Below are 26,773 nucleotides of genomic sequence, written 5' to 3' on the forward strand. Positions count from 1 at the left end.
CGAACGGCCAGAATGAATGTGATACAAGTCACGTCCAACATGTTGTGCCAAACATGTTTCGTAGACCTACTCTGATCTTGGTCAGCGCATCGCTGGCAACGATCGGAGGTAGCAACCATGGCAAGCAAGACGACGTACACCGTGGAGGTGTTCGGACTGACGAAGCGGGAGGCGGAAACGCTGATCCGCGAGAGCCTCGCGGGCAAGTACACGTACACGGTTCACGAGAGCGAATCCGAATGAGCGACACCATGACGAAGGCCAAGGTGTTCGCGGCGGATGCCGTGAGCCGTACGGGTGAGAGGTTCCTGGGAGTGGTTGAACTCGAAGGCACCGGAGAGTTGAGCGTGCTCACGCGTGGCACACATGGTTGGGCCAGTGCTCACATGTCCATAGCCCGTAAGGCCCTGGGTCGGCCGGTAGTGCGTGTGATGCACACAGGCTACGAATCATCTGCCGGTGAGCAGATGATCTTGACCACCTGGGAAATCAAGCGCGGACACGCGCAGCCGTAGAAGATGAGAGCCGCCGGGGGTACCTCTAATACCCCCGGTGGCGGCACAAGGGTACTTGATAGCTGTTGAGCATGGCGGAGGTAGAGAACTTGAAGAACAACATGATTGCGGCACACGCGGGGTGGCTGTCGGCCACGGTCACCGACGACGGCACCGGCCTTGTCGTTTACCGGAGCGCGTGGCTTGAGGACGGCTCACCGCTGTTCGCCCCGGTGGCCAAGTGGCTTGCCGACCACAAGCACACGAAGGTGTTGGAGTCGACCCGTGAGGACGCCGCCATTGAGGGCGGCACAGCGGTGTTGACCCACTACAAGATCGGGGCCTAGAGGCCCCATAAAGGGCCCTGTGTGGCCCGCAGACAGCCTGAAACGATCGGTCCGACCTTCGGGTCGGACCATCGGCTTTTCCACGATAGGAAGCAATGAAATTAGAGAAGAAATGGGACCGGGAACACGGGCGTGTGAACTACCGCCTGACCGGTCCCAACACGAGCCGGTTCCTGTTGCTGAACAGGACCGAACTAGAACACCTTGCCGACATGATCCATAACGCCTTGGAGGGCGACAACCACAGTGCTACACCGACTACCTGAACGTACGCGCGAACTGCTGAACGGCAGCATCACGCGGGATACAACATTCAAAGCTATTGGCTCCGTAGCGTTCTCCTGCTACGGCCGCAAGATGGAGTTCGAAGAGTTCTCCGAACTCGTGTGGAGTTCGGAGCTTGGCCGGACCTTCGTCGGTGAGCAAGGGCTCAAGACGCGCGCTCAGTTCGACAAGCAGACGCGGCGCGCATGGGACTACACCGAAGAGCACTTTGACCACGGCTACGAGCACGGAGCGGCCTCCTACGAGGAGACCGTGAGGGAACGCCTAGGGGACCTTCTGACGCGAGTGCAGGCCGCCCCATGGCCGGGCCGTGGCGGCAACTCAGAGCGGGCTACAGCCGTGGCGCTGGTGACCTTGGGTCACGAGACGAACCGGTACACAGTGGACGCCAGCGTTCGGGAGCTGGCTACCCGGGCAATGATCGGGCGTACCGCAGTCGGCAACGCGATTGGTCGCCTTGCCGCTCAGGGGATGTTCACCCGGACCCGTTCAGAGGTCCGGGGCCAAGCGGACACTTTCCACTTGTTCCTAGACTGGGCTCCGTTGTTACCAAAAGGCGGACACACAAAGTCGTATGGGCCCCAAGAGATCACTTTGTGTGTCCCGGTATTGGTAATAACAGAACATCCGGCGTTCAGCGCCGGTGCGCTCGGCAAGTCAGCCGGGCGCGTCTGGGAGTTCTTGTTGTCTCGGGTCAACTCCGAGGTTGGCCCGACTGTCGAGGACATCCGTGCCGGTACCGGACTGAGCGCAAACTCAGTCCGGACCCACCTCAAGAACATGGTTGCCAACGGCCTTGCCGACAAGCGAGGCCAGCGGAACGCAACCTACTCGGCTTCACCGAGTGCAGACCTTGACCGCGTGGCCGCTGAGTACGGCCAAGCGGACTACGAGGAACGAACCCGCGAACGCTTCGAACGTGAGCGCAAGGGGTATGAAACCCTGCTTAGCCAGCGGGAACAACCTGCCGATGTGGCCTAGCTGCTGATCTCTTCCATGAGCATCCGCAGCGTCAAGCTGTGCTTTTCAGGTGGCAGGGCGTCTAGCGCGGTCTGCGCGTACGCCACCCCGGCTTCGCGGTCGCCAGCGCGTACGAGCATCAACCCCCGGTGCATCTCTAGGTGGGTGGCAAATCTGGGGAGCGTGGCGGGCAACTCCCGCCGGGCTCCGTCCTGGGCGTCTACCGCTTCGGACTCGTCACCGAGACGAGCCCGGAGCAGGGACCTGAATACTCCCAAACGCCAATGCGGCACGCCGTAGTCTGTGGCGTCTCCGTCTTCGGACCCGGCTTGGTCGAACACGCGTCGGCCCTCAAGGTCGAGCGCGCGAGCGGTGTCCGCGTCACCGGTGATCGCGGCGGCATGAGCCTTGCCGTACAACGCGTTCAGCCGTCCTAGAGACGGCTTCTCGGAGATGGCTAGAGCTTGGTCGGCAAACATGTTCGCGACCGGCAGTGAGGCACCTTCGTAGCCGAGGGCGATAGCGGCCCTGCCGCGTACCCACACCCGGGTATCAACGTCCCCGGACCGATCTGCCGCTTCGGCGGCCATCCGGTACCAGGAAACGGCTTTGCTGCCATCGCTGCCGGGGTGAGTCTTCGCCCACAGCGTCATCAACCTTGCGGCGTGAGCCCACATCCGGGGGTTGTCGCATTGCTGCTGAATGACTGCGAGATCAACCGCTAGCCGCTTCTGAATCTCTCCGGCACCAAGCGTCATGTAGTCCGACCCGTAGCCGACTAAGGTGTCGGCCCATTGGTCGACGGAGGGGCCCATACCCCGCAGTCGGGCTGAGAACCCCTCTGCGAGCAAATCGGAAGCCACTACGGGCGCGACTGTTGTTGCGGCCATGGAGGATAGGAATCTTCTGCGGTTCACATCGTCGTCTTCCAGGATGGCAAAAGGTACGTCTAGGACTGCTGCAAGGTGGCGGAGCCAGTAAGGCGACGGCCGGTGCCGACACGCTTCCCACCGGGAGATTTTCTCCCGACCGATGCTCTGGCCGGAGTGCTCGGTGAGCGCGTCGGCTAGGCGACCTTGCGACCACCCGCGCGCTTCGCGCAGCTCGCGTATCACCTTGCCGACACCGCGTTTACGGTCCATCCGCCCATCATGCCTGCGTGAACGGCACTGCGGCAGGGTGGTACCAGGAATGGCACTAGTCGGCAATATCTCTGAGCGGAACCCTGGACATCGGAGCGGGGAGAGGTCCCGTAGCCACAGAGCCGCCCGGGTGATCTGAATCGGATCGGTCATCCGGGCGGGCTCACCACGGGCAACGGAGACGTTGCCACGCGTGAGAGCTGCCGCTCTCCGACCGAGCAGGAGGGGACCGTGCTTCCACACCGGATTCCGGAGGCGGTCGAGCCGCCGACCAAGACAGTCGCGTTCGCGCCACCGGAGATCATCAGGCGGCTACTGGTCGCGCTGGCCCAGTTCGAGCAGAACCAGCGCGCGTCATGAACCGGCAGCTCGACAAGTTGTCGGCACGGGCGGCGAAGCGTTCGATGACGATACGGCCATCTGTGGAGGGGTTCGCGCTCGAAACCGCCTGGCGAGTGGTGGTTACCGGCTCGCTCAAGCAGATAGACAACTGGCTCACGGCGGCGGAGGCAAGCGACCTCAAGGCGGTTGCGCCTCCGGCAGTCGGCAACAGCGCGGATTACTGATGACTACGGGTCTGTTGCTGGCGTTCGCGGTACCCGCCGTCGCCCTGGTGTGGGCGATTGCTTGGCCTGCCGAGTAGCGCGGTCCGTTTACGAAATCGTCCTGAAACGCTCTGACCTGGTACGCAGTCGAGGCCGGCGAGCACCGCGGCCGGTGCCACGGTCCGGTTAGTTCAGTGCCATAAGCTTGCTGGCGTAACCAGTCAAACAGTCTGGCTTGCCGACAACCGAATACCCAAGAGAGACCCCCGTCACAAGCGGGGGTTTCTTTTGTGTTAGGGACCTGCACAGATACTCACTGTTATACAATCGTGATCGGCTCGGAGGCTCCGTGCCGGAGAGGAATCAACGTATGGGATTTGCACTACCACTGCTCACCGATGAGCAGCGGCGAAGGCTAGAGCAACAGAGCGCGAAACCGTCGCTGTACCGCTCTATCGAGGACGTGCCGACACGCTTAGACGCGTGGCGGCGGAAGCACCTGGACGCGTTCCATACCTGGGAGACCAAGACGGGGTGCGTAGTCCAGTTCTGGGGAATGCGGGTGTTCTACGGTCGGTGCCGTGACTGCACTGGGCTGGTCACCACCCGTCGAAGCATCCAGGGGCGCAACCGCAGGTACCGCGACGGACAGACCAACCTAGGCCGGTGGCCGGAGCGCTGCCGGGAGTGTGCGGCGAAGGTCAAAGCCGCCCACGATGCCGGAGCGGCGGAGCGGATGCGACGGGTACGCGCACAGCGCTACGCATTCCGAGACGCACAGTATGCGGCAGCAGGATTGTCACCGGTGCGGCAAGGCGTGAAAGCTGGGAAGCGCTAGAAAAACAACGAAGAAACCCCCTCCGAATACGGTAGGGGGATTTTTTTGTGTGAAATGCGCCATAGTAAATTGGGCGACCTGGGGAAACGCTGAAACTACTTCTGTTCCACTTTATTACTAAGTATATGTAGGGGTAAGAGACCGCAGCCACCTTCTTGTTGGTGGGTTGCGCGGCTCCCCGGCCGACCGGCTTCGCTACCCCGGTCGGCTGAGTCTTCGGTTTGTCTGCGATGGGCGGTGTTGTTCCTGCCTGCACAGCGACAACCGAACGGGCACCGAGTAGGGCTCGGTGCCTTACAACTTCCAGAACGCCTGCGGGCGTTCTTTTTATTTCACTGACACTGACGAATTTATCAAGGGAGAGGCGATGAGCTATTGCCGTGCCGGTCACCCTATCCGGGGACCGCAAGACAGGTACAAGTCGGGCCATTGCCGCCGGTGCGCAATCGGCAACGTGACTCGATATCAAGCCAACTGCCGGGCTTCGTACCGGCTGGTGAAACAAGCGCAACAGCTAGACGATGTGCTAGCGCAGAATTGAAAGAGAAACAATGAGTTGGATTGCAAACGGAGCACTGAGCTACCTGTACACCCAGCAAGCCCGGGAAATCACCCTTGAGCGGTCGACGTTCTCAAAGCCACTGCACTACCCGGGTGACAACGTGCCGGGGGGCGTAGTGCTCGGGAGGGTCACCGCCACGGGGCGATACGGTCCCTACGATCCCGAGGCCGAGGACGGCCGCGAGGTGGCTAAAGGGTTCCTGTTGAGCGGTGCCTACTTTGGTCCGCACCCTGCCCACAGCGGGCAGCCTGCACCGACCGCAACAGCAACGCTGTTGCTTGCGGGGTTCATCCATCCTGCGGAGCTGCCAGCGAACAATGGCCTTGACGCTGCCGCACGTACGGCGTTGCGGCACATCGCGTTCCTGGACGTGTGATGCGGGAGCAACCGACCGAGGCGGAGAAGCGCTCCCGGTTCGATGCGTGGTACGACCACCCCTCAAAGGTGAATTACCGCCGTGTCCGAGCCGAGGACGGCGGGCATGTGCCTAGCAGGGAAGAGGCTTACGCCTTGTACTGCCGACGCTGGCGCAACGTCGGCGCTGTAACCCACCTTCTCTAACAGAAGGTGTAGAGCCGCCTGTGTGGCCCGTAGCCGGGCGGAACCCGGCATTCGGGGTATCGGGGTAGGGCTGGGGAATCTAGTCCGTCTACAGGCCACGTTTTTCGCTTAGTTCGGGCTTCGAGGCCCGGACCTACCACCAACGCATTCCGGGCCGGTTGGTGCCGGTCCCGGCACGAACACGAGGGGGCCGAGTGGACCTAGAAGACACGGCCGACTATGCGGAGTCGGCACACGACGCAGCGAGCATCGCTCGACTGCTACACACGGGGTTCTTCGTCACTGACGCGGAGTCAGAAACAATGTCCGGCTACTGAGCCGGAATGCACCGGCGGGTATTGAATCCGCGGTGCCCTTGCCCCTGGGGGTTACCCCTCCCCCATGCCTTGCACGTCTGGTTCTCTGTCATAGAGGTCTATCACGCACACGGTAGGGGGATGGGGGGTAGGAATACCCCACAGACCGGCTAAAAGCGGCCTACAGGGCCAGCTAGAGGGCATTAATAGCCCTCTGAATTCTATGCAGCTCTGAGCGAGAGCTGAAACCTAATCAACTATTCAGGCGTTTACCTTCGCCTGCAAAAAGGAAGTATAACAAAATGGTAACGAACAATATTCCCGCCCGGGCTAGTGGTCAGCTGCGTTCGTACGCGCGTAATGCTGAGATTTGGGCAACGCTCGAAACTGTTCCTGGGTTCACCAATGCGGTAGCAATCGCGGATGAAGCTACCGCGATGCTTGAGGCTCTAGAGCAGAAGCAGGCTGAACTAGCGGACGGCTTTACCGTAGAAACGATCCTTGAAGTCGGACAGATTCCGCCGTCGTGGCTTGATTCAATCGCCGCCAGGGCGGTCGACCGGGAAGCCGTGCGGCTACAGCTCGCGGCTGTCACGTCCCTACGAGGTGCCGCACATGGGGCGGTGCAGAACATCGTCACTGAATCCGGCGACGAGATTCTAAGCGTTCTGGGCGAACGTATGGCCGCCGTTGTCGGCAAGCTGCGTGAGGCGGTGACCGAACTGGGCGCGGCCAATACCCCGGCGGAGGCTATCGAGCTAGGCACCGCAGACGCGTGGAAGAAGATCATTGATCTTGTGCCGGAGTATCAGCGCCTGCGCCTTGCACAGGCGACCGTGCACAACTCTGTTGGTGGCCGGTGGGCAGAGTCTTGGCAGCGGGCGAAGAAGGGCAAGGCCGGTGGCCGGGATATTCCGTTCTCGTCGTACGCCATCGTCAAGAATCTTGACGAAGTGTTCCCGAAGTTCGGTTACGTGCACCCGGACGATTTCTCCCCGTGGTCGCATGACGTGACCTACTTCCTGGTTGAAATCCTCAAGCGTGGCGGCGACCTCTGGTTGCCGACTGAGCGCGAACTATCCGCGATGCTGGTCGAACGGCGCGAGTTCTTCGATGCTGAGCACAAGGCGGCTCGGGACCTCTACAAGCGCAACATTCGCGAATACCGAGAGCGCTCGGACGCGGGCGAATTCCACCCAGAGGTTTCGCTACGGCTGAGCTATGAAATCCGAGCCGGAATCTAACGCTCCCGGCCGGTGTCTTTGTCCTGTGTATCCGGCGGGTCCGTCCTTACCTGAGGACAGCGGACCCCCGGCTAGGCGTCACAGTGACATTATCCGGCCTGACCGGAACTTCATCATGATCAGCTTTTTTGATCAACCACGGCCGAATAAGAAACCTTCCGCTCCGGTGGACATCTCACGGTGCCACCGGTGCGGCCTGCCCAGAAAGAGAAACAAATGACTGACGAAAACGTGGTTCCCCTCACCGCGCGCCAGAAAGGCGAACGCGATGCGGCGAAGCGCTTCGGCCTGCTGTACACCGCGCCGGAGAATACCTCCGCGCCTGCCACAGCTCGCGAGCTGGGCGAACTCGCCGCTTCTAAGCGGTTCTCCCGACCGCTGCGGGTTGTTTCGGACGAAGAGCGACTAAGGCAACACGGAGCACTGAGTGACTAGCCCTGGAACCGAACTCGCAACCGCGTATGTCTCGCTGGTAGTCGAGTCTTCTCAAGTAGCAAAGCAAGTATCAGCATCGCTGAATGGTGTTGAGGCGCAAGCCGACAAGGCCGGTAAGGGCATTGGCTCGAAGCTCGCTAGCGGCATCGGGTCAACCTTCAAGGTTGCCGGTGCCGGTCTCGGCTTGGTCGCGGGTGCCGCCATCGGCACAGCCTTTACCAAAGGCTTCAATCGCATGGTCACCATCGATGACGCGAAAGGAAAACTCGCGGGCCTTGGTCACCAGACCGAAGGCATTGCCGCCATCATGGCGTCTGCCAATGAGTCGGTCAAAGGTACCGCTTTCGGAATGGGTGAGGCTGCGACGGCTGCCGCTTCGGCCGTAGCGGCAGGAATCAAACAAGGTGAAGACCTCACCAAGTACCTAAAGCTTGTCGGCGATACCGCGACTATCGCGGGCACTGATCTTGCTTCGATGGGCTCTATTTTCGGCAAGGTACAAACCAGCGGCAAAGCCTACACAGACACCCTGAACCAACTTGCCGACCGTGGTATCCCGATTTTCCAGTGGTTGCAGGACGAATACGGAGTTAGCTCCGAAGCTCTTTCCGACATGGTCAAGAAGGGCAAGGTTGATGCTGAGACCTTCCGGGGTGTCATTGAGAAGAACATCGGTGGTGCTGCCCTCAAGTCGGGCGAGACTTTGCGCGGCGGCTGGAAGAATATGCAGGCGGCTCTAGGCCGCATCGGCGAAGCTGCGCTGTCACCATTCCTGCCAATGATGAAAAGTTCACTCGGTGGAATTACCGAGTGGGCAGACCGGGTAAAGCCTCACGTTCAGCGAGCGGCGCAGTATCTTGCGACGGGCATTACTGAGATGACCGCCGCATTCAGGACGCACGGAGACTCTATCGAGGGTCCGGCCTCCAACTGGGAGAAATTCGGCTCTAAGGCGCGTTTCGCCGCTGACGGGCTCAAGGGTATTTATGCCCTGTTGAAAGACGGGCAGTACCTAGGCGCGTCTATGACGTTCGGAATCGAAGAAGATTCCAAGATTGTTGACTGGGTGCTTCGTTTCCGCGAAGCCATCTCGAAGCTTGTGGATTCGGTCAAGTCCAAGGATCTTGACGGGGTCAAAGACTTTTTCAACTCGCTACGCGGCGGACAAGTCGACGGCGGCGCGTACACCAAGGTCAACGGTATCGGTAAGACGCTTGCTGAGACGTTCACCAAACTAGGCGACGCAGCGAAAACCGTTGGTAAGTCCCTAGGTTCGATCATTGGCGATACCGGCGTTGTCGGCTCCGTCATCATCGAACACTTCGCGCGTGGCATGGCGCTTCTTGCTGAGAACACTTGGCTTGTGACAGCGGCTCTGACCGCGTACGCGGCATCGTTGTTGGCCGCGAAGGTCATTCATGTCGCATACGAAGCATCGCGTGTCGCGCAGTCGATCATGCTCCCGGCTCAGATCGCTTCGCAGTGGGCGATGGTCCGGGCGATCACTGCTCACTCGGCAGTCATGCGGACGTATCTCGCCTCTGTCGGCCACGAAGTGGCAGCAACCCAAGGTGCCATCGCTTCGCGGTATCAGTCGGTCCGAGCTTGGACGGCTCAGACCTACTCTACGAATCTGGCGACATCGGCCCTAGGCCGGTATTCGGCGCTTACCGCTACTGCGGCAGCGAGTACTACAGGGCTCACCGGAGCACTACTCCGTGGGACCGCTGCCGCGACTGCGTTCGGTGCCCGTGTGCAGGCCGTTGGTGCAACTGCGATTGCGGGTGTCCGCAACGCCGCTAGCGGCATGGTTTCCATGCTCGGTGGTCCGTGGATGGCGGCAGTCTTGGCCGCCGGTATTGCGGTGTGGAAGATCAACAGCGACCTTGACGCGCACAAAGCGCGCCTTGAAGGTGTCACGAATTCGTGGCAACAGCTAGCGAAGACGCAGGGCGATATGGCCGCCGCGCTACTCGCCACCGATGGCGAGTTGACCGGCGATGCTCTGGCGAATCTGAGTCAGCAGGTGCGAGAGCTAGACGCAGCACTTGCAGCGGGCGCGGCTAACAGGACTGCCTGGAGCGAGTGGCGTGCACTCACGCAAGCGCCTTGGAACGACTCGATCAAGCGCGAGAACAACATTGCGGACCAGTATCAGGCAGCGCAAGATGCGCTAAACGAACTGAACATGTCGCATTCGGCCCTGACGAAAGCGTTGTCTACTAACCAAGGTTTCGCGGAGCTGGAAAAGAAGCTTCGCGCTACTGGTGACGGTAGTGAGTTCGCCCTCAAACACCTTAATTTCCTTCGCGGTACGTATCTTGAAACGCAACAAGCGGCCCAGAACTCGACCCAGGGTTTCGGTTCGTTGACGCAGGCGATCAAGACGCTGGCGGATGAAACCGCTACCGCTGACGACCGCTTTAACGCGTTGAAGCGCGCGCTAGATGGGTTGGCGGACAAGCCGGTTCAACTAGACGACGCGATGGCTTCGTATAACAAGAGCATCCGTGACGTGGTGAAGTCCACTGAGCAGGCTTGGAATGCGTCTGACGGCTTCGGTGAGGCGTTGATCAACTCCGCTGGTGGTATCGACACGACCACCGCGAACGGAGACAAACTCCGTACGGTCCTGATCGACCTACGCGACGAGTCGGCGCGTGTTGCCGCCGCCGGTGGCGACATGGCACCTGTGTGGGAGAGGAACGAACAAGTCCTTGCCGACCTTGCTCGGGCTACCGGGTTGACTGTGGAGCAGATCAAATCGCTTGCGACTTCGGTTTCGTACCTGCCCAAGGAAATTGAGCTACTGATCGCGGCCAAGGGCGCGGACAAAGCGAAGCAGGATCTAACGGTCCTGCAAACGTTGCTAGCCAAGAACTCTGACGGCGTGACGATCGATACTCGTCTCACCGGTTCAGCCGACGTGATCAAACAGATTCAGGATGCCGGAGGCGTGGTTACTCAGGTAACCGGCTCTGATTACGAATTCAAGGTGGACGCTCCGAGTGTCCCCGGCGTAATGAAGGTGATCGAAGACCTTCTAAAGAAGATCAATGATCTACCGTCGAACAAGACGGTCAAGGTCACGTATCAGGAGGCAACCGCAGACGGTACGTGGCGTGCGCCTATGCGCCTGCCACAGCAGAGGGCCGCAGGTGGTCCGATCTTCGGTGCTGGCGGACCTACGTCGGACAGTATCCCGGCGTTCTTGTCCGCTGGTGAACACGTGCTCACCGCCCAAGAAGTCGCCAACATGGGCGGCCACCAAGGCGTCTACAACCTCCGCGCTATGGCGCGCGCTGGTGGTCTGGCGTTCGCGGAGGGTGGTACGCCGGACTTCGTCTCGAAGGCTGTTTCTGCGGCCCGTGGGGTCGAAGGAAACGCCTATGCGTGGGGTGGAACCGGGCCGACCCGGTTCGACTGCTCCGGGTTCGTTGGTTGGCTCCAACAGATTCTGATGGGGCTGGAAGGTTCCGCGAAGCGGCTTTACACGACTCACTCTCTGCTAGGTGGTGCTACCGCTGGTCTCGAAAGCGGCCTAGGGCCCGCAGGAACGTGGTTCCAAGTCGGTGTCAGCCAAGATCACATGGCAGGCACCTTGGCGGGTATGCCGGTTGAGTCCGGCGGTGCGTTCGGTACCTCTGGCATCGGTGGGAATCGAGCCAAAGCGACTGACGGACAGTTCCCGTACAAGTTCCACCTTCCGAACGAACTGATCAAGAACTACGGGTCACTGACTCGCGGTGGGAAGCTTGTCGAGTGGACCGACGAAGACGAGCGTGACCTAGAGCGCGCCCGGATCGCGGTCGCACAAGCCAAGGAACGCCGGGATGAGGTCTACGGCACCGCGGATTCTTCGGACTCCGAACGCCGCCTAGCTGACCTTGACGTTGCCGACGCGGAAGCCAAGGTGATCAAGCAGCAAGGCCAGAAAGACAAGCAGGGAACGCTAGAGGGCGGCGACCGTGTGGCCCCGCAGGCACCCGCGCTCACCGAGGCGTACAACGCCGAGAAGGCCGCGCGTATCGACGCGCTGCAAGCTGTGGAAGACGCCAACGCCCGGCGGAACGAGGTCTACGACGACCCGTCCGCTACTGAGCTTGAGAAGGCGAAAGCGGATCAAGCGCTGGCGAAGGCTCAGGAGGAAGCCAACTCGGTTTCGAACTCCGCGAAGTCGACGGCTACCACCGTGAAGGGTGTCTTCGAGAACTTCGCTTCGAGCGCTGCCGGAATCTTGTTCGACTCCGCGAAGGAAATCTTCCTTCCGGACACTGTTGCTGATTCGCACTGGTGGGACGTGGCCGACGAAGCCGTGTCGGCCGCGAGTGAAACCGATGTAGACGCCCTGGTGGCGTCGGTGCCTTCGTTCGAGAACGCCGACATCATGAAACAACTCGGGTACAACGGCGACGTGCCGGATTGGGCGAAGCCCAAGCCGAAGCCGGAGGTGAAGGTGTTCGACTCCGGCGGATGGCTTGAGCCGGGGGAGATGGGTATCAACTTGTCCAGCAAGCCTGAACCCATCTTCAACTCACCGGCTCAGTTGGCCCAGTTCGCGGGTGGGTTCGGTTTGCAGGCACCTACGGGGATGTACTCGTCGGATGCGTTCGACAAGATGAACGACACCATCGAGCGGCTGGAACATGCCGCACGCCAACCGAACGTGACTATCCAGTCCGAGAACATCAACCAGGGCCTACGCAAGTATGGCGACCACCAACGGAACATGTCTCGTACTTACATGCGCCGCTAGGGGGTGTCTCTGGCCCGGTTTCCGGACCGGGCCGGGGTCGTCCGATCCAACAGGATCGGCGGGTGTTGTTGCTTAGGTGCCGTCCTGCCTGTACGGTCGCTTCTACAAGTCAGGCCCCGCAGCTGTTGACGCAGCTTCGGGGCCCTGGGCGAGGAACTGAGTCAGCAGTCCGACGCCGTAGGCCGTGAGCCTACCGCATTCGGCTATTCAGCCACCTTCCCCCGCTTGCCGCTCTGCGCCCGTAGTGACCCACGGGTGTGCCGCATCCACCAGGCGGCGATGTCGGCCGTCAGAGGGCCAATTGCAACCTATTCCGATGACACGAAGCTGACCGATCAAGGCAGGCCCGGACGGTCCCAGCGTGGTTGCTGGCATGGATAGCGAGGTTCCCTCGCGGGTTCCTAGCTTCGTGCAACATCCCGGCCCTGGCCCCTTGCCGATCAATTCCCGGCGGGGCGTGCATCACCAAACGACCGAAGCAACCGACTGACGGCGGAACGTCATTGTCGCGCTAGGGGTGCATCCAGACCTAGCGGTACTGGGGGTACCCCGCACTTCCCTCGCTGCCCTCCCTCAAGCGGGGTTCAAGGCAGCACTACGAACGGAGAAACACCCTGAGCAGCAAGACCATAGAGAAACTCGTCACCTGTGAGCAGTACGCCGAGTACAGGCAGACCACTACGCAGCGGCTAGCCAAAGAGCGATACCAGGGCATCGGGCCCCGGTTCATCAAGTACGGGCGCACAGTCCGCTACCGCTGGGCGGACATCTACGCCTACGAGGACGCCAACACTTTCCAGCGCGCGGACGACGCCGCTTAGCACCAACCACTGACCAGGGAGCCCGGACATGAGCAGGATCAAACTCGCCGAAGGCAAGCGCGGAGAGCCCAAAGCCTACGAGGACAAGGCGCGCAAGGCGGAGGGCAAAAAGGACTACTTCCGTGGCGTGTGCCCGTGGCGCGGTGCCGGTATGCCGGACCCGAAGAACGCGCAGGTGTATCGGGAGTCGGCACCCAAGGCGAAGCGGGACGCTGCCGACAAGGCAGACGACAACCTTAAGAACTGGAAGCCGACCAACGGCACGCTTGATCCGAACATCACCGTTTTCGAGCTGGCAGACCTCTGGATTCAGCGTCACGAGAAGCACTCCGGCAACCGTGGTCAATCCATCGGGTACTACAAACGCGTCATCTACAAGGCCACACAGCGGCCGAAACCGGGCGTTGTGAAGATCGAAGGATCGGTGCTCGGCAAGATGAAGGCCGTTAATGTGCTGACCGGGCACATTGAGGCACACCTAGACCTTGTGCGGCACACTCCCGCCACGGCGAGACAGCACCGGATCGCGCTCCGCGAGACGTTCCGGTTGCTGGTGAAGAGCGGGCTCCGCGAGTACAACCCGGTGAACGAGTCCGACGTGGTGAAGATTGTCCGGCCGGAGCCGCGTCCGTTCACCCCAGAGCAGTACACGCGGTATCTAGAGCTGGAAACCGCCTACTTCGGCAAGCGTCGGAACGCTAGCCGGGAACGGTACTGCGATATCAGGGCCCTGATGTTGGACATCGTCGGCAGGCCGGGGGAGGCCCTGGCTGTCCGCAGAGAGGACGTAGACCGAAAGACGGGAGTTGTGTCCGTCACGGGCACGATCGTGGTCTACGACGCCACCGGGGGACGCTGCAAGGCGTACCGGCAAGAGATGCCGAAAACAGACGAGTCGATCCGGTTCGTCAAGGTGAGTGCCGCAACCTTGGAGATGCTCACCCGTCGTATCAACGCCCTGCCTGCCGAACAGGCGTTGCTCTTCACCACCCGCAACGGGACGCCGGTCACGCCGGAGGACTTCAACAAGACATGGAACAAGATCGTTGAAGGCTCAGAACTCGACTGGTCTACGCCGAAGGCGCTCCGCAAGACAGCGTTCAAGCGGATTACCGAGAAGCATGGCGAAGAGGCTGCACAAGCCGCAGGAGGGCACCGTAAGGGCTCTCGTGTGACCAGGGACCACTACACCGGCAAGGACATCGTCATAGCCGACTTCACCGACGCACTACACGGCTGAATCTGTGCCATATTCATGCTATTGAGCTGGGATGATCACCAATGCGCAGGTCACAGGCTATGTCCGTGTTGACGCAGTGAGATCACAGCAGACCACGCACCCACAGCACGAAGCGGTTCCAGTAGTCGATGGCCCAGTCCAGCACCTCGGGGCCGTTGTGCGAGGCCAGGATCACCACGACGACCGCGATCAGCGCCGCCAGCACGACCAGCGCCAGCGCCGCACCCGAGGACCGGTGCCGGTACAGCGTCGACACCGCGTTCGCGTCGACCAGCTTGGCCCCGACCTTGAGCCGGGTCAGGAAGGTGGCCGGATTGCTGTCGCGGCGGCCGCGATCGAAGAAGTCCTCCAGTGAGGCGGGCGCGCCGGCGAGCACGATCAGCGAGGCCCCGTGATGATCGGCCAGCATGAGTGCCAGATCGGCGGGCGAGCCCGAGGACGGGAAGGTGGTGGCGCCGATGCCGAGGTCCTGGATGCGTTCCAGGCCCTTGGCGTGGCCGTCGGTGTCGGCGGGCAGGATCATCTCCGCGCCGGATCGCAGTGCCTCGGTGCTGATCTCGTCCGGATCGCCGACGATCAGGTCGGGCGTGTACTTGAGCTTGCGCAGGGTATCGGCGCCGCGACCCACCCCGATCAGGATCGGCGCGTACTCCTTGATGAACGGCTTGAGCCGCTGCAGTTCCTCGAGATGGCCCGACCCGTCGGCGACGACGACCACGTGCCGGTTGCGCAGTTCCAGCTCGATCTCGGGCACGCCGATGCCGTCGATCAGCAGCGCGCTCTCGGTGCGCACGAACTCGGTGGTGTTGCCCGCGAACGCGTCCAGGTGATCGGCGAGGCCGTTGCGCGCCTCGATCATCCGGTCGGCGATGGCGGACTCGTCGAACTCGATGCCCTCGACCAGGACCTCGGGTTCCTTCTTGGTCAGCTTGTCCGCGTAGACGATGCCCTCGTCGATACGGATCTTGCTGCCGTCCTTGATCTTGCCGAACGCGTCGGAGGACACCGTGTCCATCAGCACGATCCCATTGGCCACCAGCACTTCCGGGCCCAGATTGGGGTAGCGTCCCGAGATCGATGGCGAGGTGTTGATCACCGCGACGACACCGGCCTCGACCAACCGGTCGGCGGTGTGGCGGTCCAGATCGGTCTCGTCGAGGACGACGATGTCCCCCGGCCCGACCCGTCCCAGCAGGCGCCGGGTGTTGCGATCCACCCGGGCGATCCCGGCGACACCGGGCAGCGTTTCCGTGTTCCTCGACAACAACCCCGGCATCCTCATGGGGCCGATGATCTCGCCAAACCCTCAACCTTTGGTGGAGGCGCGCCGAATCGCCGATCACATTCGTCACAGTGATCTATCACCGATGAGAACTGTTCAGTGCTGGCTCGCGATCGGACACTCAGGTGGCAACTGCCGGGTGAGCCGGCCCGTCGCCTGGCTCGATTATGTTGGGGTGATGGAGATTTCGCGGGATCGTGGACTACTGCTCGGCCTGGGCTGCGCTGCGATATACGCCGCCGCGATCGTCGCGCTGGTCCTCACCGGGAACACCGCACTGCGCTACAGCGCCGACCACCACGACACCCGGTCACTGCTGACCGTGTGGCTGCCCGCGGCGGCAGGCATCGCGCTCGCGTGGGCGATTCGCCCGGGCAGGCCGCCCGCCGATCCGTTCGCCGCCGTCCCCCGGTCCCGCGTCACCCGGCAGGCCTGGCTACTGGCGGCCCTGGCCGTCGCCTTCGCCGTCGCGGTACACCTGCTGCCGGGCGACGGCTGGTTCGTGCTGCTGAAGCTGGCGCTGCTGACGATTCCGCTGATCGCCGGATGGGCCACCCTGCGAGAGTGGGCGCGCATCGATACCAGGGGCCGCTGGCTGCGCCCGCTACCCGCCGTCCTCGCGTTCGTCGCGGTGGCCACCTGGCTGCAGCCCTCCTCGTCCGGTACCGCGCTCGATCCGATCACCATCGCGATCGTCTTCGTACTCAATGCCGTGATCGAGGAGGTCTTCTACCGCTTCTGGCTGCAGACCCGGCTCGAGGCCCGCTACGGCATGTGGCCCGCCATCGCGCTGAGCTCACTGCTGTGGGCGAGCTGGCACACCGCCATCCAGGGCGGCCTCGGCTTCCCGCTCGACTTCGCCGCCGTCATCGCCAATCAGGGCGTCACCGGACTCTTCCTCGGCTACCTGTGGGCCCGCCACCGCAATCCCTGGCTGGTCATCGCCGTACACGGACTGATCAACGCCCCACTGACCATGTTCTTCACACTGGGCGGCTAGCCCTCTGGTTCTTCGACACCATGGCGGCCAGATCGGAACGCCACTGAGGTTTACCCGTATGCTGCGGGTCACAGACATCTCGGACAGGAGTCATCCATGCCCAGCAGCACCGTCGAGACGGTTTTCGACGCCCCTCGCGACATCGTCTACCGCCTCTTCACCGAGCGTGAGAGCGTCAGCCCCCACCTGCCGATCAACGTCAAGCTGATCAAGCAGGGCGATCCGGCCACCGGCGTCGGCGCCCAGCATCTGCTCGGCCTCGGGAAGGTCGGCGTCACCGAGGAGATCATCGCCCTGGTCCCCGGCGAGCGGATGGAATACAAGATCGTCAAGGGCGCCCCGGTCAAGCGCCACGTCGGCACCATCACCTTCGCCGACACCAGCGAGGGCGGCACCCGCGTGGTCTACACGATGGATTCCGAGCCTTCGCTGCCCCTGCCCGCGCCGGTCCTCGAATTCGGCCTGCGCCAGCTGACCAACCAGCTCATCAGCGGGGTCCGCAAAGCGCTCAAGTAGTTCCCGGAGCGCGGAGTCGGAAGCGCAGTAGGCGCCCCACGATACGAAGTCGCCCACCAACTCTGGTGGGCGACTTCGCTGCGTTCAGGCAGGCAACCGCTCGGCGCGAGCGGTTTCCAGGAGTTCTTCCGCGTGGGCGCGACCGGTCTCGGTGTCGTCGAGGCCGGCGAGCATGCGGGCCAGTTCCACCACGCGTTCCTCGTCGGTCAGCGTGCGAACTCCGCTGTCCACCTTGCCTTTTCCATCGTCGGACTTGTTCACCACCAGGTGGGTGTCGGCGAAGGCCGCGACCTGGGGCAGGTGGGTCACGACGATGACCTGATGGGTGCGGGCAAGGCGGGCAAGGCGTTTGCCGATCTCGACCGCCGCGCGACCGCCGACGCCCGCGTCGACCTCGTCGAACACCATGGTCGCGCCGTGATCGGAGCCGGCCAGCACCACTTCCAGCGCCAGCATCACCCGGGAGAGTTCACCACCGGAGGCGCTCTTGCTCAGCGGCAGCGACTGCGCGCCCGAATGCGCCGAGAGGCGGAATTCGACCTCGTCGACGCCGGTGGATCCCGCGTGCAGCTGCACCCCGTCGACCTCGAGCGGGGCGGAGTCCTGCGCGCTCGCCGGGATCGAGCGCACCTGCACCTCGAGCCGGGCCTTGCCCATGGCCAGGCCGCCGAGCTCGGTGCTCACCGCCGTGGCCAGCTTGCCCGCCACCTTGGTGCGGGCGGCGCTGAGCTTGCGCGCGGCCTCGCGCACCTTGCCCGCGGCGATCTCGACCTCGCCCGCCAGTTTGGCCAGCGCGTCCTCGGACACGTCGAGGGAGTCGAGCCGCGCCCGCGACTCGTCGGCCCAAGCGATGACACCGTCGATATCGGGCGCGTACTTGCGGGTGAGCGATTTCAGTTCGGCCTGCCGGTTCAGCATCGTGTCCAGCGCACTGGGGTCCGACGGCAGTTCGGACAGATAGCCGCTGAGTTCGGTGGTCACATCGACCACCACCGCGATCGCCTCGCCGAGGCGCGGCGCGAGCGCGGCCAGCGCCGGGTCGTCGGCCGAATCGAGCCGGGCCCGTGCCCCACCGAGCAGATCGAGGACACCGCCACCATCGACGGCCGCGTCACCCGGTCCCGACAGCGCGTCGTGCGCGCCGACGGCGGCCTCACGCAGCGAATCGAGATCGCTGAGCCGGCGGATCTCGGCGACGAGGCGAGTGTCCTCACCCGGTTCCGGTGCGATGCCGTCGATTTCGGTGAGCGAATGCTTGAGCCGGTCCGCCTCGAGCGCCAATTCCCTGCTGCGCGCGGTGCGTTCGAGCAACTCGGAGCGCGCGTCGAGCCAGGTGCGGCGATGCACCTGGTACTTGCGCAGCAGCGCGGCGACACTGTCACCGGCGAACTGGTCGAGGGCCGCGAGCTGCTGTTCGGGACGTTGCAACCGCAGCTGATCGTTCTGGCCGTGCACGGTCAGCAGCCGGGAGGTGAACTCACCGAGCACCGCCGCAGGCACCCCGCGTCCGCCCAGATGCGCCCGCGAACGCCCATCACTGTTGACGGTGCGGACCGCGATCACACTGCCGTCCTCATCGGCCTCCGCGCCCGAGGACTCGAGCACCTCACCGACCGCCGCGCGCGCCGCCTCGTTGACATCGTCGACGACGAACCGCCCCTCGACCACGGCTTTCGCCGCACCGAGCCGCACCCGGCCCGCATCGGCGCGCGCGCCACTGAGCAGGTGCAGGCTGGTGACCACCATGGTCTTGCCCGCACCGGTCTCACCGGTGAGCACGGTCAGTCCCGCATGGAACTGGGCGGTGGCCGTCGAGATGACGCCGAGTCCGTCAATCCTGATCTCTGTCAGCATCGGTGTCCTTCCGGCACAAGCGGCGAGCCGCCCGTGCGGAGTCGTCTTGGCACGAGCGGGCGCCGACCACTCATGCCGGGTCATCCGTTCGACGTCTGCCCCGCCAGCCGGTAACCGGCAGCTGGAACTTGCGCACCATCCGGTCGGCGAAGGGCGCCGAATCCAGCCGCACCCAGCGCACCGGCCGCTCGCCGCGCACCACTTCGGCGCGCCCGCCACGAGGCAGGGCCAGGGTGCGCCTGCCGTCGAGGAACACGATCGCGTCGTGGCCGAGCGCCACCGTCTCCACCGCGATCCGCGATTCCGGGCTGGTCACCAGCGGCCGCGCGAACAGCGCGTGGGCGTTGCTCGGGATCACCAGCATCGCCTCGAGCTCGGGCCAGACGACGGGTCCGCCCGCCGAGAACGCGTACGCGGTCGATCCGGTGGGGGTGGAGATGAGGATGCCGTCGCAGCCGAACGACGACACCGGCCGCCCGTCCACCTCGAGCACCACTTCCAGCACGCCCATCCGCTGGGCGTTCTCGAGGCTGGCCTCGTTCAGCGCCCAGCCGCGTTCGACGATCACGTCGTCGACGCGGACGGTGACGTCGATGGTCATCCGGTTCTCGACCTGGTAGTCCCGGTCGACCACCTGGGCCAGCGCTTCGTCGAGATGCTCGGCCTCGGCCTCGGTGAGAAAACCGATGCGGCCCAGGTTGATTCCGAGCACCGGCACACCGGAGGGCCGCCCGAGTTCGGCCGCCCGCAGGAAGGTGCCGTCACCGCCGAGGGCGAGCACCATCTCGCAGCCCTGCGCCGCGGACGGGCTGTGCGGCACCACCCGCACCGGGAAACCGGCCGGTTCGCCGTCGAACCGGGTGCTGTCGGCCTCGTCGGCCAGCACCCGCAGGCAGATGCCCGCCTCGGCGAAGATCTTCGCCACCCGGTGCGCGGTCTCGATGATCTCCGCGCGACCGGGATGGGCGACGAGCAGGATCTCCCTGCCCTCGTGCGTGCTCACTGCGGACCCTCCTCGACCGCGCGGGCGACCAGCTCCGCGACCTGCTCGGCGTCGTAGTCGAACGGGCCGACCTTGCGCAGCCACAGGAAGTACTCCACGTTGCCCGACGGCCCCGGCAGCGGACTCGCGACCACACCGAGGGTGCGCAGACCCAGCGCGCCCGCCGCGGCGGCGACCTCGCGCACCACCTCGGCCCGCAGGGCCGGATCACGCACCACGCCACCGGCGCCGACCCGTTCCTTGCCGACCTCGAACTGCGGCTTCACCATCGGCAGCAGCTCGGCACCGGCACTCGTGCAGGCGGCCAGCGCGGGCAGCACCAGTCCCAGTGAGATGAACGAGAGGTCACCGACGACCAATTCCACTGTGCCGCCGATGATTTCGGGGGTGATGCCGCGCACGTTGGTGCGATCTAACACCCGCACCCGGTCGTCGTTCTGCAGCCGCCAGATCAGCTGGCCGTACCCGACGTCGACCGCGACCACCTCGCGCGCGCCCCTGGTGAGCAGCACATCGGTGAACCCGCCGGTCGAGGCACCGGCGTCGAGGCACCGCTTCCCCTCGACCGTCAGCCCCTGCGGCTCGAACGCCTCGAGCGCGCCGAGCAGCTTGTGCGCACCGCGCGAAGCCCACGACACCTCATCGGGTTCCTCCCGCACGATCAGCGGGGTGCCCGTCTCCACGGCCGTCGCCGGTTTCACCGCGACGGTTCCGGCAATCAGGACGCGGCCCGCGCCGATCAGCTCGACCGCGTGTTCTCGCGATCGGGCCAATCCGCGCCGGACCAGTTCGGCGTCCACTCGCGCTCGCCTGGCCACCTCAGATCTTGTCCACTGTCGCCAGTGCGTCGACGAGTACGTCGTGCGCCTGTTCGAGGATGCGCGCGCGGCGGGTGATGTCGGCGCCGGTCTCGGTGTTCTCCGCCGGAGAGGACCCGGCCGTCGGCGGACCGAGTTCGGCGAGCAGTCCGGCCACCTCGGCTCTGATCCGGTTCGGGTCGGCCGGTTCCTGGCGCGCCGCGGCGCCGGGCAGGTGACTGCCGGGCACGGGCATCGCGGGCCGGGGTGGCTGTGACCCGCCGGTCGGCGGTGAACTCGGAGTACTCATCGTGCCGACAACGCTATCGGATTTCCGAATCGGCCGCGCGCACCCGTACCGCCCGGCCGGGGTACTGCCGCAACAGCTCCGCGACCGCCGCGGGCGTGGCGGGCCCTGGTACGACGTCGGCGTTGAGCGCGTCCAGCGAGGTGGCGATGTAGGTCGGCACCTGCGCGGCCGGCGCGGTGATCACCTCGTCGAGCGTGCTGACTCCGGTGAGCACGAGCAGCGAGTCGAGACCGAGCCCGTTGGCGCCCTCGATATCGGTGTCGAGCCGGTCCCCGACCACCAGGGCGTTGCGTGTGCGCGCCCGCTCGATCGCGTCCTCCATCAGCGGCGCGTACGGCTTGCCCGCCACCAGCGGCTCACGATCCGAGGCCGTGCGCAGCGCGGCGACCATCGACCCGTTGCCCGGGGCCAGCCCCCGCTCGTTCGGCAGGGTGCGGTCGGTGTTGGCGGCGATCCACAACGCGCCGGTCCGCAACGCATAGGCGGCCTCGGCGAGATCGGGCCATGCCGTCGTCGGCGAGTGCCCCTGCACGACCGCCGCGGGCGGCGTGTCGCCGAACCGCCGGATCGGCTCGAGACCGACGGCCGCGACCTCGGCGACGAGATCCTCGGTCCCCACGACGAGCACCCGGTCACCGGGCGCCAACCGCAGCGCCAACATCCTCGCGGCGGCCTGCGCGCTGGTGACCACGTCCGCCGCGGTGGCCGGATAGCCCAGCTCCGCCAGATGCCCGGCGACCGCACCGGGCCCACGCGCCGCGTTGTTGGTCACGTACACCAGCCGCTGTGCCGAATCACCCTCGGGCGCCAGTGCTTTCGGTCCACCGTCGATCACCGCGGGACCGCGGTACAGCGTCCCGTCCAGATCGAGCAGCAATGCCTCGTATCGATCGCGTAGCCGGTTCACACACCCTCACTCCGTCGTCACTGCCGAGCCGGTCACTTCCGCGACCCTAGGCGAGGCCACCGACAGGTTCACCTCGTCACCGGCCGGATGGCGCTCTCACCGTTCATGATCGGGCATCCGGGTTCCGCTCGGAGCGGGCGGCCCGTTTTCCCGGTCCCCGGCCCGGCGAGTCGGGCCCTGACGTGCCACGACGGCGCACCCTGTGAGCACGCACACGTTTTATGCAACTAGTTGCAGAACCCCGACGGGCCGATCTACTCTGCTGTTCTGCCCCTCGACGAAGGATCCAACATGTCAGTAACCACGTGGCTGTCCGAGCGCCTCTCGCTGCCGGTGATCGGCTCGCCGTTGTTCATCGCGTCCGGGCCCGAACTGGTCATCGCCCAGTGTCAGGCCGGCGTGGTCGGATCGTTCCCCGCGCTCAACGCCCGCCCCGCCGCGCTACTCACCGACTGGCTCGACCGCATCGTCGAGGAGAACGCCGCCTTCGCCGCCGCCAACCCCGACGCCGTCGTCGCGCCGTTCGCGGTGAACCAGATCGTGCACCGCTCCAACGACCGCCTCGAACAGGACATGGCGACCATCGTCGAGCATCGCGCGCCGATCGTGATCACCTCCCTCGGCGCGCGCCCCGAGATCAACGACGCCGTCCACTCCTACGGCGGCATCGTCCTGCACGACGTGATCAACAACGAGTACGCGCACAAGGCGATCGAGAAGGGTGCCGACGGACTCATCGCCGTCGCGGCGGGCGCGGGCGGGCACGCGGGCACCCAGTCGCCGTTCGCCCTGGTCCAGGAGATCCGGCAGTGGTTCGACGGGCCGGTGCTGCTCTCGGGCGCCATCGCGCACGGCCGGTCGATCCTGGCCGCCCAGGCCGCCGGCGCGGACTTCGCCTACATCGGGTCGGCGTTCCTGTCCACCGCCGAGGCCAACACGGTCGAGGGCTACAAGCAGATGATCGTGGACTCGGCCGCCAGGGACATCGTCTACAGCAACCTGTTCACCGGCGTGCACGGCAACTACCTGCGCGGCAGCATCACCGCCGCGGGCCTCGACCCCGACAATCTGCCCGAATCCGATCCCTCGGCCATGAACTTCGGGTCCGGCAGCGGCGCGGATGCCAAGGCGTGGAAGGACATCTGGGGTTCCGGGCAGGGCATCGGCGCGATCAAGCAGAGCCTGCCGGTGGCCCAGCTCGTCGCGAACCTCACCGCCGAGTACGACCAGGCACGCGAGGAACTCGCCCGCAAGCTCGGCGACCGGATCGCCCAGCCGGTCAGGTAGCACCACGCAGGGGCCGCGGTTCGCGACCAACCGGCGCGACGCGGCCCCTGCCATACCATGCAGTCCATGGCATTACGGTTCGCGATCCTGACCTCGCTCGCCGAACGGGAGGCGAGCGGCTTCGAACTGGCCAAACGTTTCGACCGCGTGTTCGGCTACTTCTGGGCCGCGTCCCACCAGCAGATCTACCGCGAACTCGACCGCCTCAGCACGGCCGAGCTCATCGCCGAGGCCCCCCAACCGCCCCGCGCCGAACGCGGTCAGCCCAAACGCTTCGCCATCACTACGGCGGGCACGACGGCCCTGCGCAACTGGGTGCGCGAGATCGACGACCCCGCGAAACTGCGCGAACCGCTGATCGTGCGCGTGCGCGCGGCGGCCACGGTGGGCGATCTCGACGGCCTGCGTGAAGCCGTCGGACACCACCTGCAGATCCACGAGCGCGCCTACGCCGAATACAAGGCCATCGAGGAGCGCGACTTCGCCACCGTCGACACCGATGCCGACGTCCTGCGCCACCTGGTGCTCAAGAGCGGCATCGGCATGGAACGCAGCTGGGTCGAATGGTGCCGCGAGGCCATCGACACGATCGACGAGCTCCAGCGTCGCACCACCGTGTGACACGCAGCACACCCCCGTCGGGAAGCAAACGGACCACAGTCCGGTTATTCGGGTGAACGCCGCACCCATGCGGTCGTCCCCACTCGAACGGAAGGGTCCTGCTGTGGACATCGTCTTTCTTCTCGGCCGCATCCTGCTCGCGGCGATCTTCGCGTTCTCCGCGCTCGGCCACTTCACCCAGGCCGACGGTATGGCCCAGTACGCGGCGGCCAAGGGAGTCCCGGCCGCGAAGGCGGGTGTGCTCGCCAGCGGCGTGATCGCGGTGCTCGCCGCGCTCTCGCTCGTCCTCGGTGTCTGGATCGACCTCGGCGCGCTGCTGCTGGTCGTGTTCCTGGTACCCGTGAGCGTGCTCATGCACGCGTTCTGGAAGGAGACCGATCCGCAGGTCAAGCAGACCGAGCTGATCAGCTTCAACAAGAACCTCGCCATCATCGGCGGCGCGCTGATCCTGTTCTACCTGGTGAACACCACCCAGCAGGTCGCGCTCGGCCTCACCGGACCGCTGTTCGGCGCCTTCTGACCCGACAACCACAACGGCCGCCGGCCGGAACCCAGTACGGGGTCCCGACCGGCGGCCGTTGTGCTGTCTGTCCGAGGGTCGTTACTGCGCGTCGCCGGTGAGCTCGGTGGCGCGGTCCTCGGCGTCGGTCTCGCCGTCGAGGTCGGCGGCCGCGGCATTGAGGAACCACTGCAGGCCCTCGTCGGTGCGGCCCGCGGCCACCAGGGCGTCGGCGTAGGCGTAGAACAGGCGGGCGGCGGCCGAACCGGTGCGCGCCGGGTCCAGATCCGAAGTCTGCAACGTCACCACGGCCTGGTCGAACTGGCCCAGGTCCATCCGGGCGCCGGCGACCACGATCCGCAGTTCGGTGGCCTCGTCACCGGAGAGCCGCTGGGCCTCCTCGCTGCGACCGAGCTCGATGGCCCGTTCCGGCCTGCCGAGGCCACGCTCGCAGTCCGCCATCACGGCGAGCAGCCCGGAGCCACCCGACATGCGACGCGCGGTCCGCAGCTCCGAGAGCGCCTCGGCCCATTCCTCGGCGTGGTAAGCCACCACACCGGCGGTCTCACGCACCACCGCGATACGGCCGGCGCGCTGCCGGGCCGCCCTGGCGTGGGCGAGGGCGAGGCGCGGATCGTCGTCGAGCAACTCGACGGCCATCACCATGTGCCGTGCCACGGTCTCGGCATTGTTCTTGTCCAGGCTCAGCAGATCACGGCGCACGGCCGGATCCAGATCGGAGGCCTGCACGTCCTCGGGCAGATCCGGCTCCTCCGGCCGGTCCGAACGACGATCACTCGTCCGCCCACCGGTCGCCCGGGCACCTTCACCGCCGCGACGACGATCGTCACCACGGTCGTAGCTGCCCGAACGCGCGCCGCTGGAGTCCTCGTCCCGATCCGAGCCACCGCGCGAGCGGAAGCCACGATCGGAACCGCTGCCGGCGCGGTCATCACGATCGGAACGACCGTAGGCACGATCAGCGGCACCACCGGAACGGTCACCACGATCAGCGGCATCGCCGGAGCTGTCGTCGCCGTCGCCGGCGCCACCGGAGCGATCGTCACGATCAGCGGCATCGCCAGAGCGATCGTCACGATCGGCGGCGCCACCGGAACGGTCACCACGATCAGCGGCATCGCCGGAACTGTCGTCACGGCCTGCGCCGCCACGTGGGCGGGCCGCGCCGTCGGAAGAATGGTCGTCACGGTCCGAGCCACGTGGGCGGTCGTCATCCGTGTCCGCTTCGGCACGTTCCGATGCCTCGTCAGAGGTCGTGCGGTCGTCCGTTGCCTCGGCGGCCGGCGCCGAGGCACCCGCTACCAGGTCGTCCGCCGACTCACGTTCTGTTGTGGACGCGGTGTCGGACTGCTCAGTGGACGCTGCGGCATCGGCCGATGCCGAGGAGCCGCTCTCCACCGACTCGACGGCAGCGGACTCGTCGGCCGAAGGCTCGACAGTCGAAGCGTCGGCCGCGGAGACCACGCCGAGCACGTCGCTGTCCCGTTCACGGCGCTTCTCCCGGTAGGTGCCGTCGAGCGGCTTACCGTCCTCGCCGACGAACTTGCGGCCGCCACCGGAGTCGCCACCGCGCTTGAATCCACCACGCCCGCGATCATCCTCGCGCCGGAACCCGCCGCGGTCCTTGTCGTCACGCCGCTGATAGCCGCCACGATCGGAGGTCTCCCCACCGCCGAACCCGCCACGATCCGAACCGCCACGCGAGCGATCATCACCCTCGTTACGGCGGAACCCACCGCGATCCGAGCTACCCCGCGAACGATCATCACCCTCGTTACGGCGGAACCCACCGCGATCCGAGCTACCCCGCGAACGATCATCGCTGTCGCTACGCCGGAAGCCGCCGCGATCCGAACCGCCACGGGAGCGATCATCGCCCTCATTGCGCCGGAAACCGCCGCGATCGGAGCTGCCGCGCGAGCGGTCATCTCGGTCATCGCGCCGGAATCCACCACGATCACCGGAACCACCGCGGCCCGCGTCATCGCGACGCTGGTAACCGCCACGATCACCACCACGGTCCGACCCGCCACGCGAACGGTCGCCACCCTCGTCACGGCGGAACCCACCGCGATCCGAGCTACCCCGCGAACGATCATCGCTGTCGCTACGCCGGAAGCCGCCGCGATCCGAACCGCCACGGGAGCGAT

The 26,773-nt window shown here is 64.9% G+C and carries 24 protein-coding genes; 16 read left to right on the forward strand and 8 right to left on the reverse strand.

Annotated elements, in window-relative coordinates:
• Nucleotides 1–117: 117 nt before the first annotated feature.
• From ACFVVM_RS12410 to ACFVVM_RS12425, 4 genes are all read left to right on the forward strand, one after another.
• Nucleotides 118–243, forward strand: coding sequence for a hypothetical protein (locus tag ACFVVM_RS12410; protein ID WP_387616620.1), 126 nt, complete (start codon nucleotides 118–120; stop codon nucleotides 241–243).
• Nucleotides 244–251: 8 nt separating this feature from the next.
• A complete protein-coding gene (locus ACFVVM_RS12415) occupies nucleotides 252–515 on the forward strand; it encodes a hypothetical protein (RefSeq protein WP_387616622.1) in 264 nt (87 codons plus the stop codon).
• A gap of 71 nt (nucleotides 516–586) precedes the next feature.
• Complete coding sequence (locus ACFVVM_RS12420) at nucleotides 587–841, forward strand: hypothetical protein (RefSeq protein ID WP_387616624.1); 255 nt, start codon at nucleotides 587–589, stop codon at nucleotides 839–841.
• A 357-nt stretch (nucleotides 842–1,198) separates the two neighbouring features.
• Entirely contained in the window at nucleotides 1,199–2,107 is a 909-nt protein-coding gene (locus ACFVVM_RS12425) for a hypothetical protein (RefSeq protein ID WP_387616626.1), read from the forward strand.
• On the opposite strand, the gene ACFVVM_RS12430 is transcribed toward ACFVVM_RS12425, so the two are convergent.
• On the reverse strand, nucleotides 2,104–3,228 hold the full coding sequence (locus tag ACFVVM_RS12430; RefSeq protein ID WP_387616628.1) for a helix-turn-helix transcriptional regulator: 1,125 nt from the start codon (nucleotides 3,226–3,228) through the stop codon (nucleotides 2,104–2,106). The genes ACFVVM_RS12425 and ACFVVM_RS12430 overlap by 4 nt on opposite strands.
• Before the next feature lie 231 nt (nucleotides 3,229–3,459).
• Here ACFVVM_RS12430 and ACFVVM_RS12435 point away from each other — a divergent pair, with 231 nt between their 5' ends.
• The 7 genes from ACFVVM_RS12435 (at nucleotide 3,460) to ACFVVM_RS12465 (ending at nucleotide 14,526) form a co-directional block, all read left to right on the forward strand.
• On the forward strand, nucleotides 3,460–3,588 hold the full coding sequence (locus tag ACFVVM_RS12435; RefSeq protein ID WP_387616630.1) for a hypothetical protein: 129 nt from the start codon (nucleotides 3,460–3,462) through the stop codon (nucleotides 3,586–3,588).
• Nucleotides 3,585–3,794, forward strand: a complete 210-nt coding sequence (locus ACFVVM_RS12440) for a hypothetical protein (RefSeq protein ID WP_387616632.1) — start codon at nucleotides 3,585–3,587, stop codon at nucleotides 3,792–3,794. The genes ACFVVM_RS12435 and ACFVVM_RS12440 overlap by 4 nt, the downstream gene beginning before the upstream one ends.
• A gap of 1,368 nt (nucleotides 3,795–5,162) precedes the next feature.
• Nucleotides 5,163–5,549 (forward strand): head decoration protein, encoded by a 387-nt coding sequence (locus ACFVVM_RS12445; RefSeq protein WP_387616634.1) that lies wholly within the window; start codon nucleotides 5,163–5,165, stop codon nucleotides 5,547–5,549.
• 783 nt (nucleotides 5,550–6,332) lie between these two features.
• Nucleotides 6,333–7,274 carry a hypothetical protein gene (locus ACFVVM_RS12450; protein WP_387616636.1) on the forward strand — a complete coding sequence of 314 codons (942 nt, stop codon included), beginning with the start codon at nucleotides 6,333–6,335 and terminating at the stop codon, nucleotides 7,272–7,274.
• 216 nt (nucleotides 7,275–7,490) lie between these two features.
• Nucleotides 7,491–7,709: a hypothetical protein gene (locus tag ACFVVM_RS12455; RefSeq protein WP_387616638.1), complete on the forward strand. Its 219-nt coding sequence runs from the start codon at nucleotides 7,491–7,493 to the stop codon at nucleotides 7,707–7,709.
• Nucleotides 7,702–12,465: a tape measure protein gene (locus tag ACFVVM_RS12460; protein ID WP_387616640.1), complete on the forward strand. Its 4,764-nt coding sequence runs from the start codon at nucleotides 7,702–7,704 to the stop codon at nucleotides 12,463–12,465. The genes ACFVVM_RS12455 and ACFVVM_RS12460 overlap by 8 nt, the downstream gene beginning before the upstream one ends.
• Nucleotides 12,466–13,314: 849 nt before the next feature.
• Nucleotides 13,315–14,526 carry a tyrosine-type recombinase/integrase gene (locus ACFVVM_RS12465; RefSeq protein WP_387616642.1) on the forward strand — a complete coding sequence of 404 codons (1,212 nt, stop codon included), beginning with the start codon at nucleotides 13,315–13,317 and terminating at the stop codon, nucleotides 14,524–14,526.
• An 82-nt stretch (nucleotides 14,527–14,608) separates the two neighbouring features.
• On the opposite strand, the gene steA is transcribed toward ACFVVM_RS12465, so the two are convergent.
• The gene (steA, locus tag ACFVVM_RS12470) at nucleotides 14,609–15,808 is read right to left on the reverse strand and encodes a putative cytokinetic ring protein SteA (RefSeq protein WP_387616644.1); all 1,200 of its coding nucleotides are present in this window, start codon (nucleotides 15,806–15,808) and stop codon (nucleotides 14,609–14,611) included.
• A gap of 178 nt (nucleotides 15,809–15,986) precedes the next feature.
• On the opposite strand from steA, the gene ACFVVM_RS12475 reads away from it, so the two are divergent.
• Both ACFVVM_RS12475 and ACFVVM_RS12480 read left to right on the forward strand, forming a co-directional pair.
• Complete coding sequence (locus ACFVVM_RS12475) at nucleotides 15,987–16,808, forward strand: CPBP family intramembrane glutamic endopeptidase (RefSeq protein WP_387616646.1); 822 nt, start codon at nucleotides 15,987–15,989, stop codon at nucleotides 16,806–16,808.
• A gap of 96 nt (nucleotides 16,809–16,904) precedes the next feature.
• The gene (locus tag ACFVVM_RS12480) at nucleotides 16,905–17,324 is read left to right on the forward strand and encodes an SRPBCC family protein (protein WP_387616648.1); all 420 of its coding nucleotides are present in this window, start codon (nucleotides 16,905–16,907) and stop codon (nucleotides 17,322–17,324) included.
• Between the two features lie 84 nt (nucleotides 17,325–17,408).
• Here ACFVVM_RS12480 and recN read toward each other — a convergent pair whose 3' ends face one another.
• From recN to ACFVVM_RS12505, 5 genes are all read right to left on the reverse strand, one after another.
• Nucleotides 17,409–19,178, reverse strand: a complete 1,770-nt coding sequence (recN, locus tag ACFVVM_RS12485; protein WP_387616650.1) for a DNA repair protein RecN — start codon at nucleotides 19,176–19,178, stop codon at nucleotides 17,409–17,411.
• A gap of 70 nt (nucleotides 19,179–19,248) precedes the next feature.
• Nucleotides 19,249–20,181 (reverse strand): NAD kinase, encoded by a 933-nt coding sequence (locus tag ACFVVM_RS12490; RefSeq protein WP_387616652.1) that lies wholly within the window; start codon nucleotides 20,179–20,181, stop codon nucleotides 19,249–19,251.
• Complete coding sequence (locus ACFVVM_RS12495; protein ID WP_387616654.1) at nucleotides 20,178–20,999, reverse strand: TlyA family RNA methyltransferase; 822 nt, start codon at nucleotides 20,997–20,999, stop codon at nucleotides 20,178–20,180. The genes ACFVVM_RS12490 and ACFVVM_RS12495 overlap by 4 nt, the downstream gene beginning before the upstream one ends.
• 1 nt (nucleotide 21,000) lies before the next feature.
• Nucleotides 21,001–21,288, reverse strand: a complete 288-nt coding sequence (locus ACFVVM_RS12500) for a hypothetical protein (protein ID WP_240505295.1) — start codon at nucleotides 21,286–21,288, stop codon at nucleotides 21,001–21,003.
• Between the two features lie 13 nt (nucleotides 21,289–21,301).
• Nucleotides 21,302–22,195 (reverse strand): HAD-IIA family hydrolase, encoded by an 894-nt coding sequence (locus ACFVVM_RS12505; protein WP_387616657.1) that lies wholly within the window; start codon nucleotides 22,193–22,195, stop codon nucleotides 21,302–21,304.
• A 291-nt stretch (nucleotides 22,196–22,486) separates the two neighbouring features.
• Between ACFVVM_RS12505 and ACFVVM_RS12510 the strand changes: the two genes are divergently transcribed.
• From ACFVVM_RS12510 to ACFVVM_RS12520, 3 genes are all read left to right on the forward strand, one after another.
• Nucleotides 22,487–23,482 (forward strand): NAD(P)H-dependent flavin oxidoreductase, encoded by a 996-nt coding sequence (locus tag ACFVVM_RS12510; RefSeq protein WP_387616659.1) that lies wholly within the window; start codon nucleotides 22,487–22,489, stop codon nucleotides 23,480–23,482.
• 66 nt (nucleotides 23,483–23,548) lie between these two features.
• The gene (locus ACFVVM_RS12515) at nucleotides 23,549–24,103 is read left to right on the forward strand and encodes a PadR family transcriptional regulator (protein WP_387616661.1); all 555 of its coding nucleotides are present in this window, start codon (nucleotides 23,549–23,551) and stop codon (nucleotides 24,101–24,103) included.
• A gap of 103 nt (nucleotides 24,104–24,206) precedes the next feature.
• On the forward strand, nucleotides 24,207–24,623 hold the full coding sequence (locus ACFVVM_RS12520) for a DoxX family protein (RefSeq protein WP_387616663.1): 417 nt from the start codon (nucleotides 24,207–24,209) through the stop codon (nucleotides 24,621–24,623).
• Nucleotides 24,624–24,704: 81 nt separating this feature from the next.
• On the opposite strand, the gene ACFVVM_RS12525 is transcribed toward ACFVVM_RS12520, so the two are convergent.
• On the reverse strand, nucleotides 24,705–25,928 hold the full coding sequence (locus tag ACFVVM_RS12525; protein ID WP_387616850.1) for a hypothetical protein: 1,224 nt from the start codon (nucleotides 25,926–25,928) through the stop codon (nucleotides 24,705–24,707).
• Between the last annotated feature and the right edge of the window lie 845 nt (nucleotides 25,929–26,773).

It is taken from the genome of Nocardia sp. NPDC058176 (assembly GCF_042883805.1).
Lineage (GTDB): Bacteria > Actinomycetota > Actinomycetes > Mycobacteriales > Mycobacteriaceae > Nocardia.

What these genes read in the sequence shown, in the direction of transcription:
- ACFVVM_RS12410 (WP_387616620.1), top strand. Translation starts at nt 118, where the DNA reads ATGGCAAGCAAGACGACGTACACCGTGGAGGTGTTCGGACTGACGAAG.
- ACFVVM_RS12415 (WP_387616622.1), top strand. Translation starts at nt 252, where the DNA reads ATGACGAAGGCCAAGGTGTTCGCGGCGGATGCCGTGAGCCGTACGGGT.
- ACFVVM_RS12420 (WP_387616624.1), top strand. Translation starts at nt 587, where the DNA reads ATGGCGGAGGTAGAGAACTTGAAGAACAACATGATTGCGGCACACGCG.
- ACFVVM_RS12425 (WP_387616626.1), top strand. Translation starts at nt 1,199, where the DNA reads ATGGAGTTCGAAGAGTTCTCCGAACTCGTGTGGAGTTCGGAGCTTGGC.
- ACFVVM_RS12430 (WP_387616628.1), bottom strand. Translation starts at nt 3,228, where the DNA reads ATGGACCGTAAACGCGGTGTCGGCAAGGTGATACGCGAGCTGCGCGAA.
- ACFVVM_RS12440 (WP_387616632.1), top strand. Translation starts at nt 3,585, where the DNA reads ATGAACCGGCAGCTCGACAAGTTGTCGGCACGGGCGGCGAAGCGTTCG.
- ACFVVM_RS12445 (WP_387616634.1), top strand. Translation starts at nt 5,163, where the DNA reads ATGAGTTGGATTGCAAACGGAGCACTGAGCTACCTGTACACCCAGCAA.
- ACFVVM_RS12450 (WP_387616636.1), top strand. Translation starts at nt 6,333, where the DNA reads ATGGTAACGAACAATATTCCCGCCCGGGCTAGTGGTCAGCTGCGTTCG.
- ACFVVM_RS12455 (WP_387616638.1), top strand. Translation starts at nt 7,491, where the DNA reads ATGACTGACGAAAACGTGGTTCCCCTCACCGCGCGCCAGAAAGGCGAA.
- ACFVVM_RS12465 (WP_387616642.1), top strand. Translation starts at nt 13,315, where the DNA reads ATGAGCAGGATCAAACTCGCCGAAGGCAAGCGCGGAGAGCCCAAAGCC.
- steA (WP_387616644.1), bottom strand. Translation starts at nt 15,808, where the DNA reads ATGAGGATGCCGGGGTTGTTGTCGAGGAACACGGAAACGCTGCCCGGT.
- ACFVVM_RS12475 (WP_387616646.1), top strand. Translation starts at nt 15,987, where the DNA reads ATGGAGATTTCGCGGGATCGTGGACTACTGCTCGGCCTGGGCTGCGCT.
- ACFVVM_RS12480 (WP_387616648.1), top strand. Translation starts at nt 16,905, where the DNA reads ATGCCCAGCAGCACCGTCGAGACGGTTTTCGACGCCCCTCGCGACATC.
- recN (WP_387616650.1), bottom strand. Translation starts at nt 19,178, where the DNA reads ATGCTGACAGAGATCAGGATTGACGGACTCGGCGTCATCTCGACGGCC.
- ACFVVM_RS12500 (WP_240505295.1), bottom strand. Translation starts at nt 21,288, where the DNA reads ATGAGTACTCCGAGTTCACCGCCGACCGGCGGGTCACAGCCACCCCGG.
- ACFVVM_RS12510 (WP_387616659.1), top strand. Translation starts at nt 22,487, where the DNA reads ATGTCAGTAACCACGTGGCTGTCCGAGCGCCTCTCGCTGCCGGTGATC.
- ACFVVM_RS12515 (WP_387616661.1), top strand. Translation starts at nt 23,549, where the DNA reads ATGGCATTACGGTTCGCGATCCTGACCTCGCTCGCCGAACGGGAGGCG.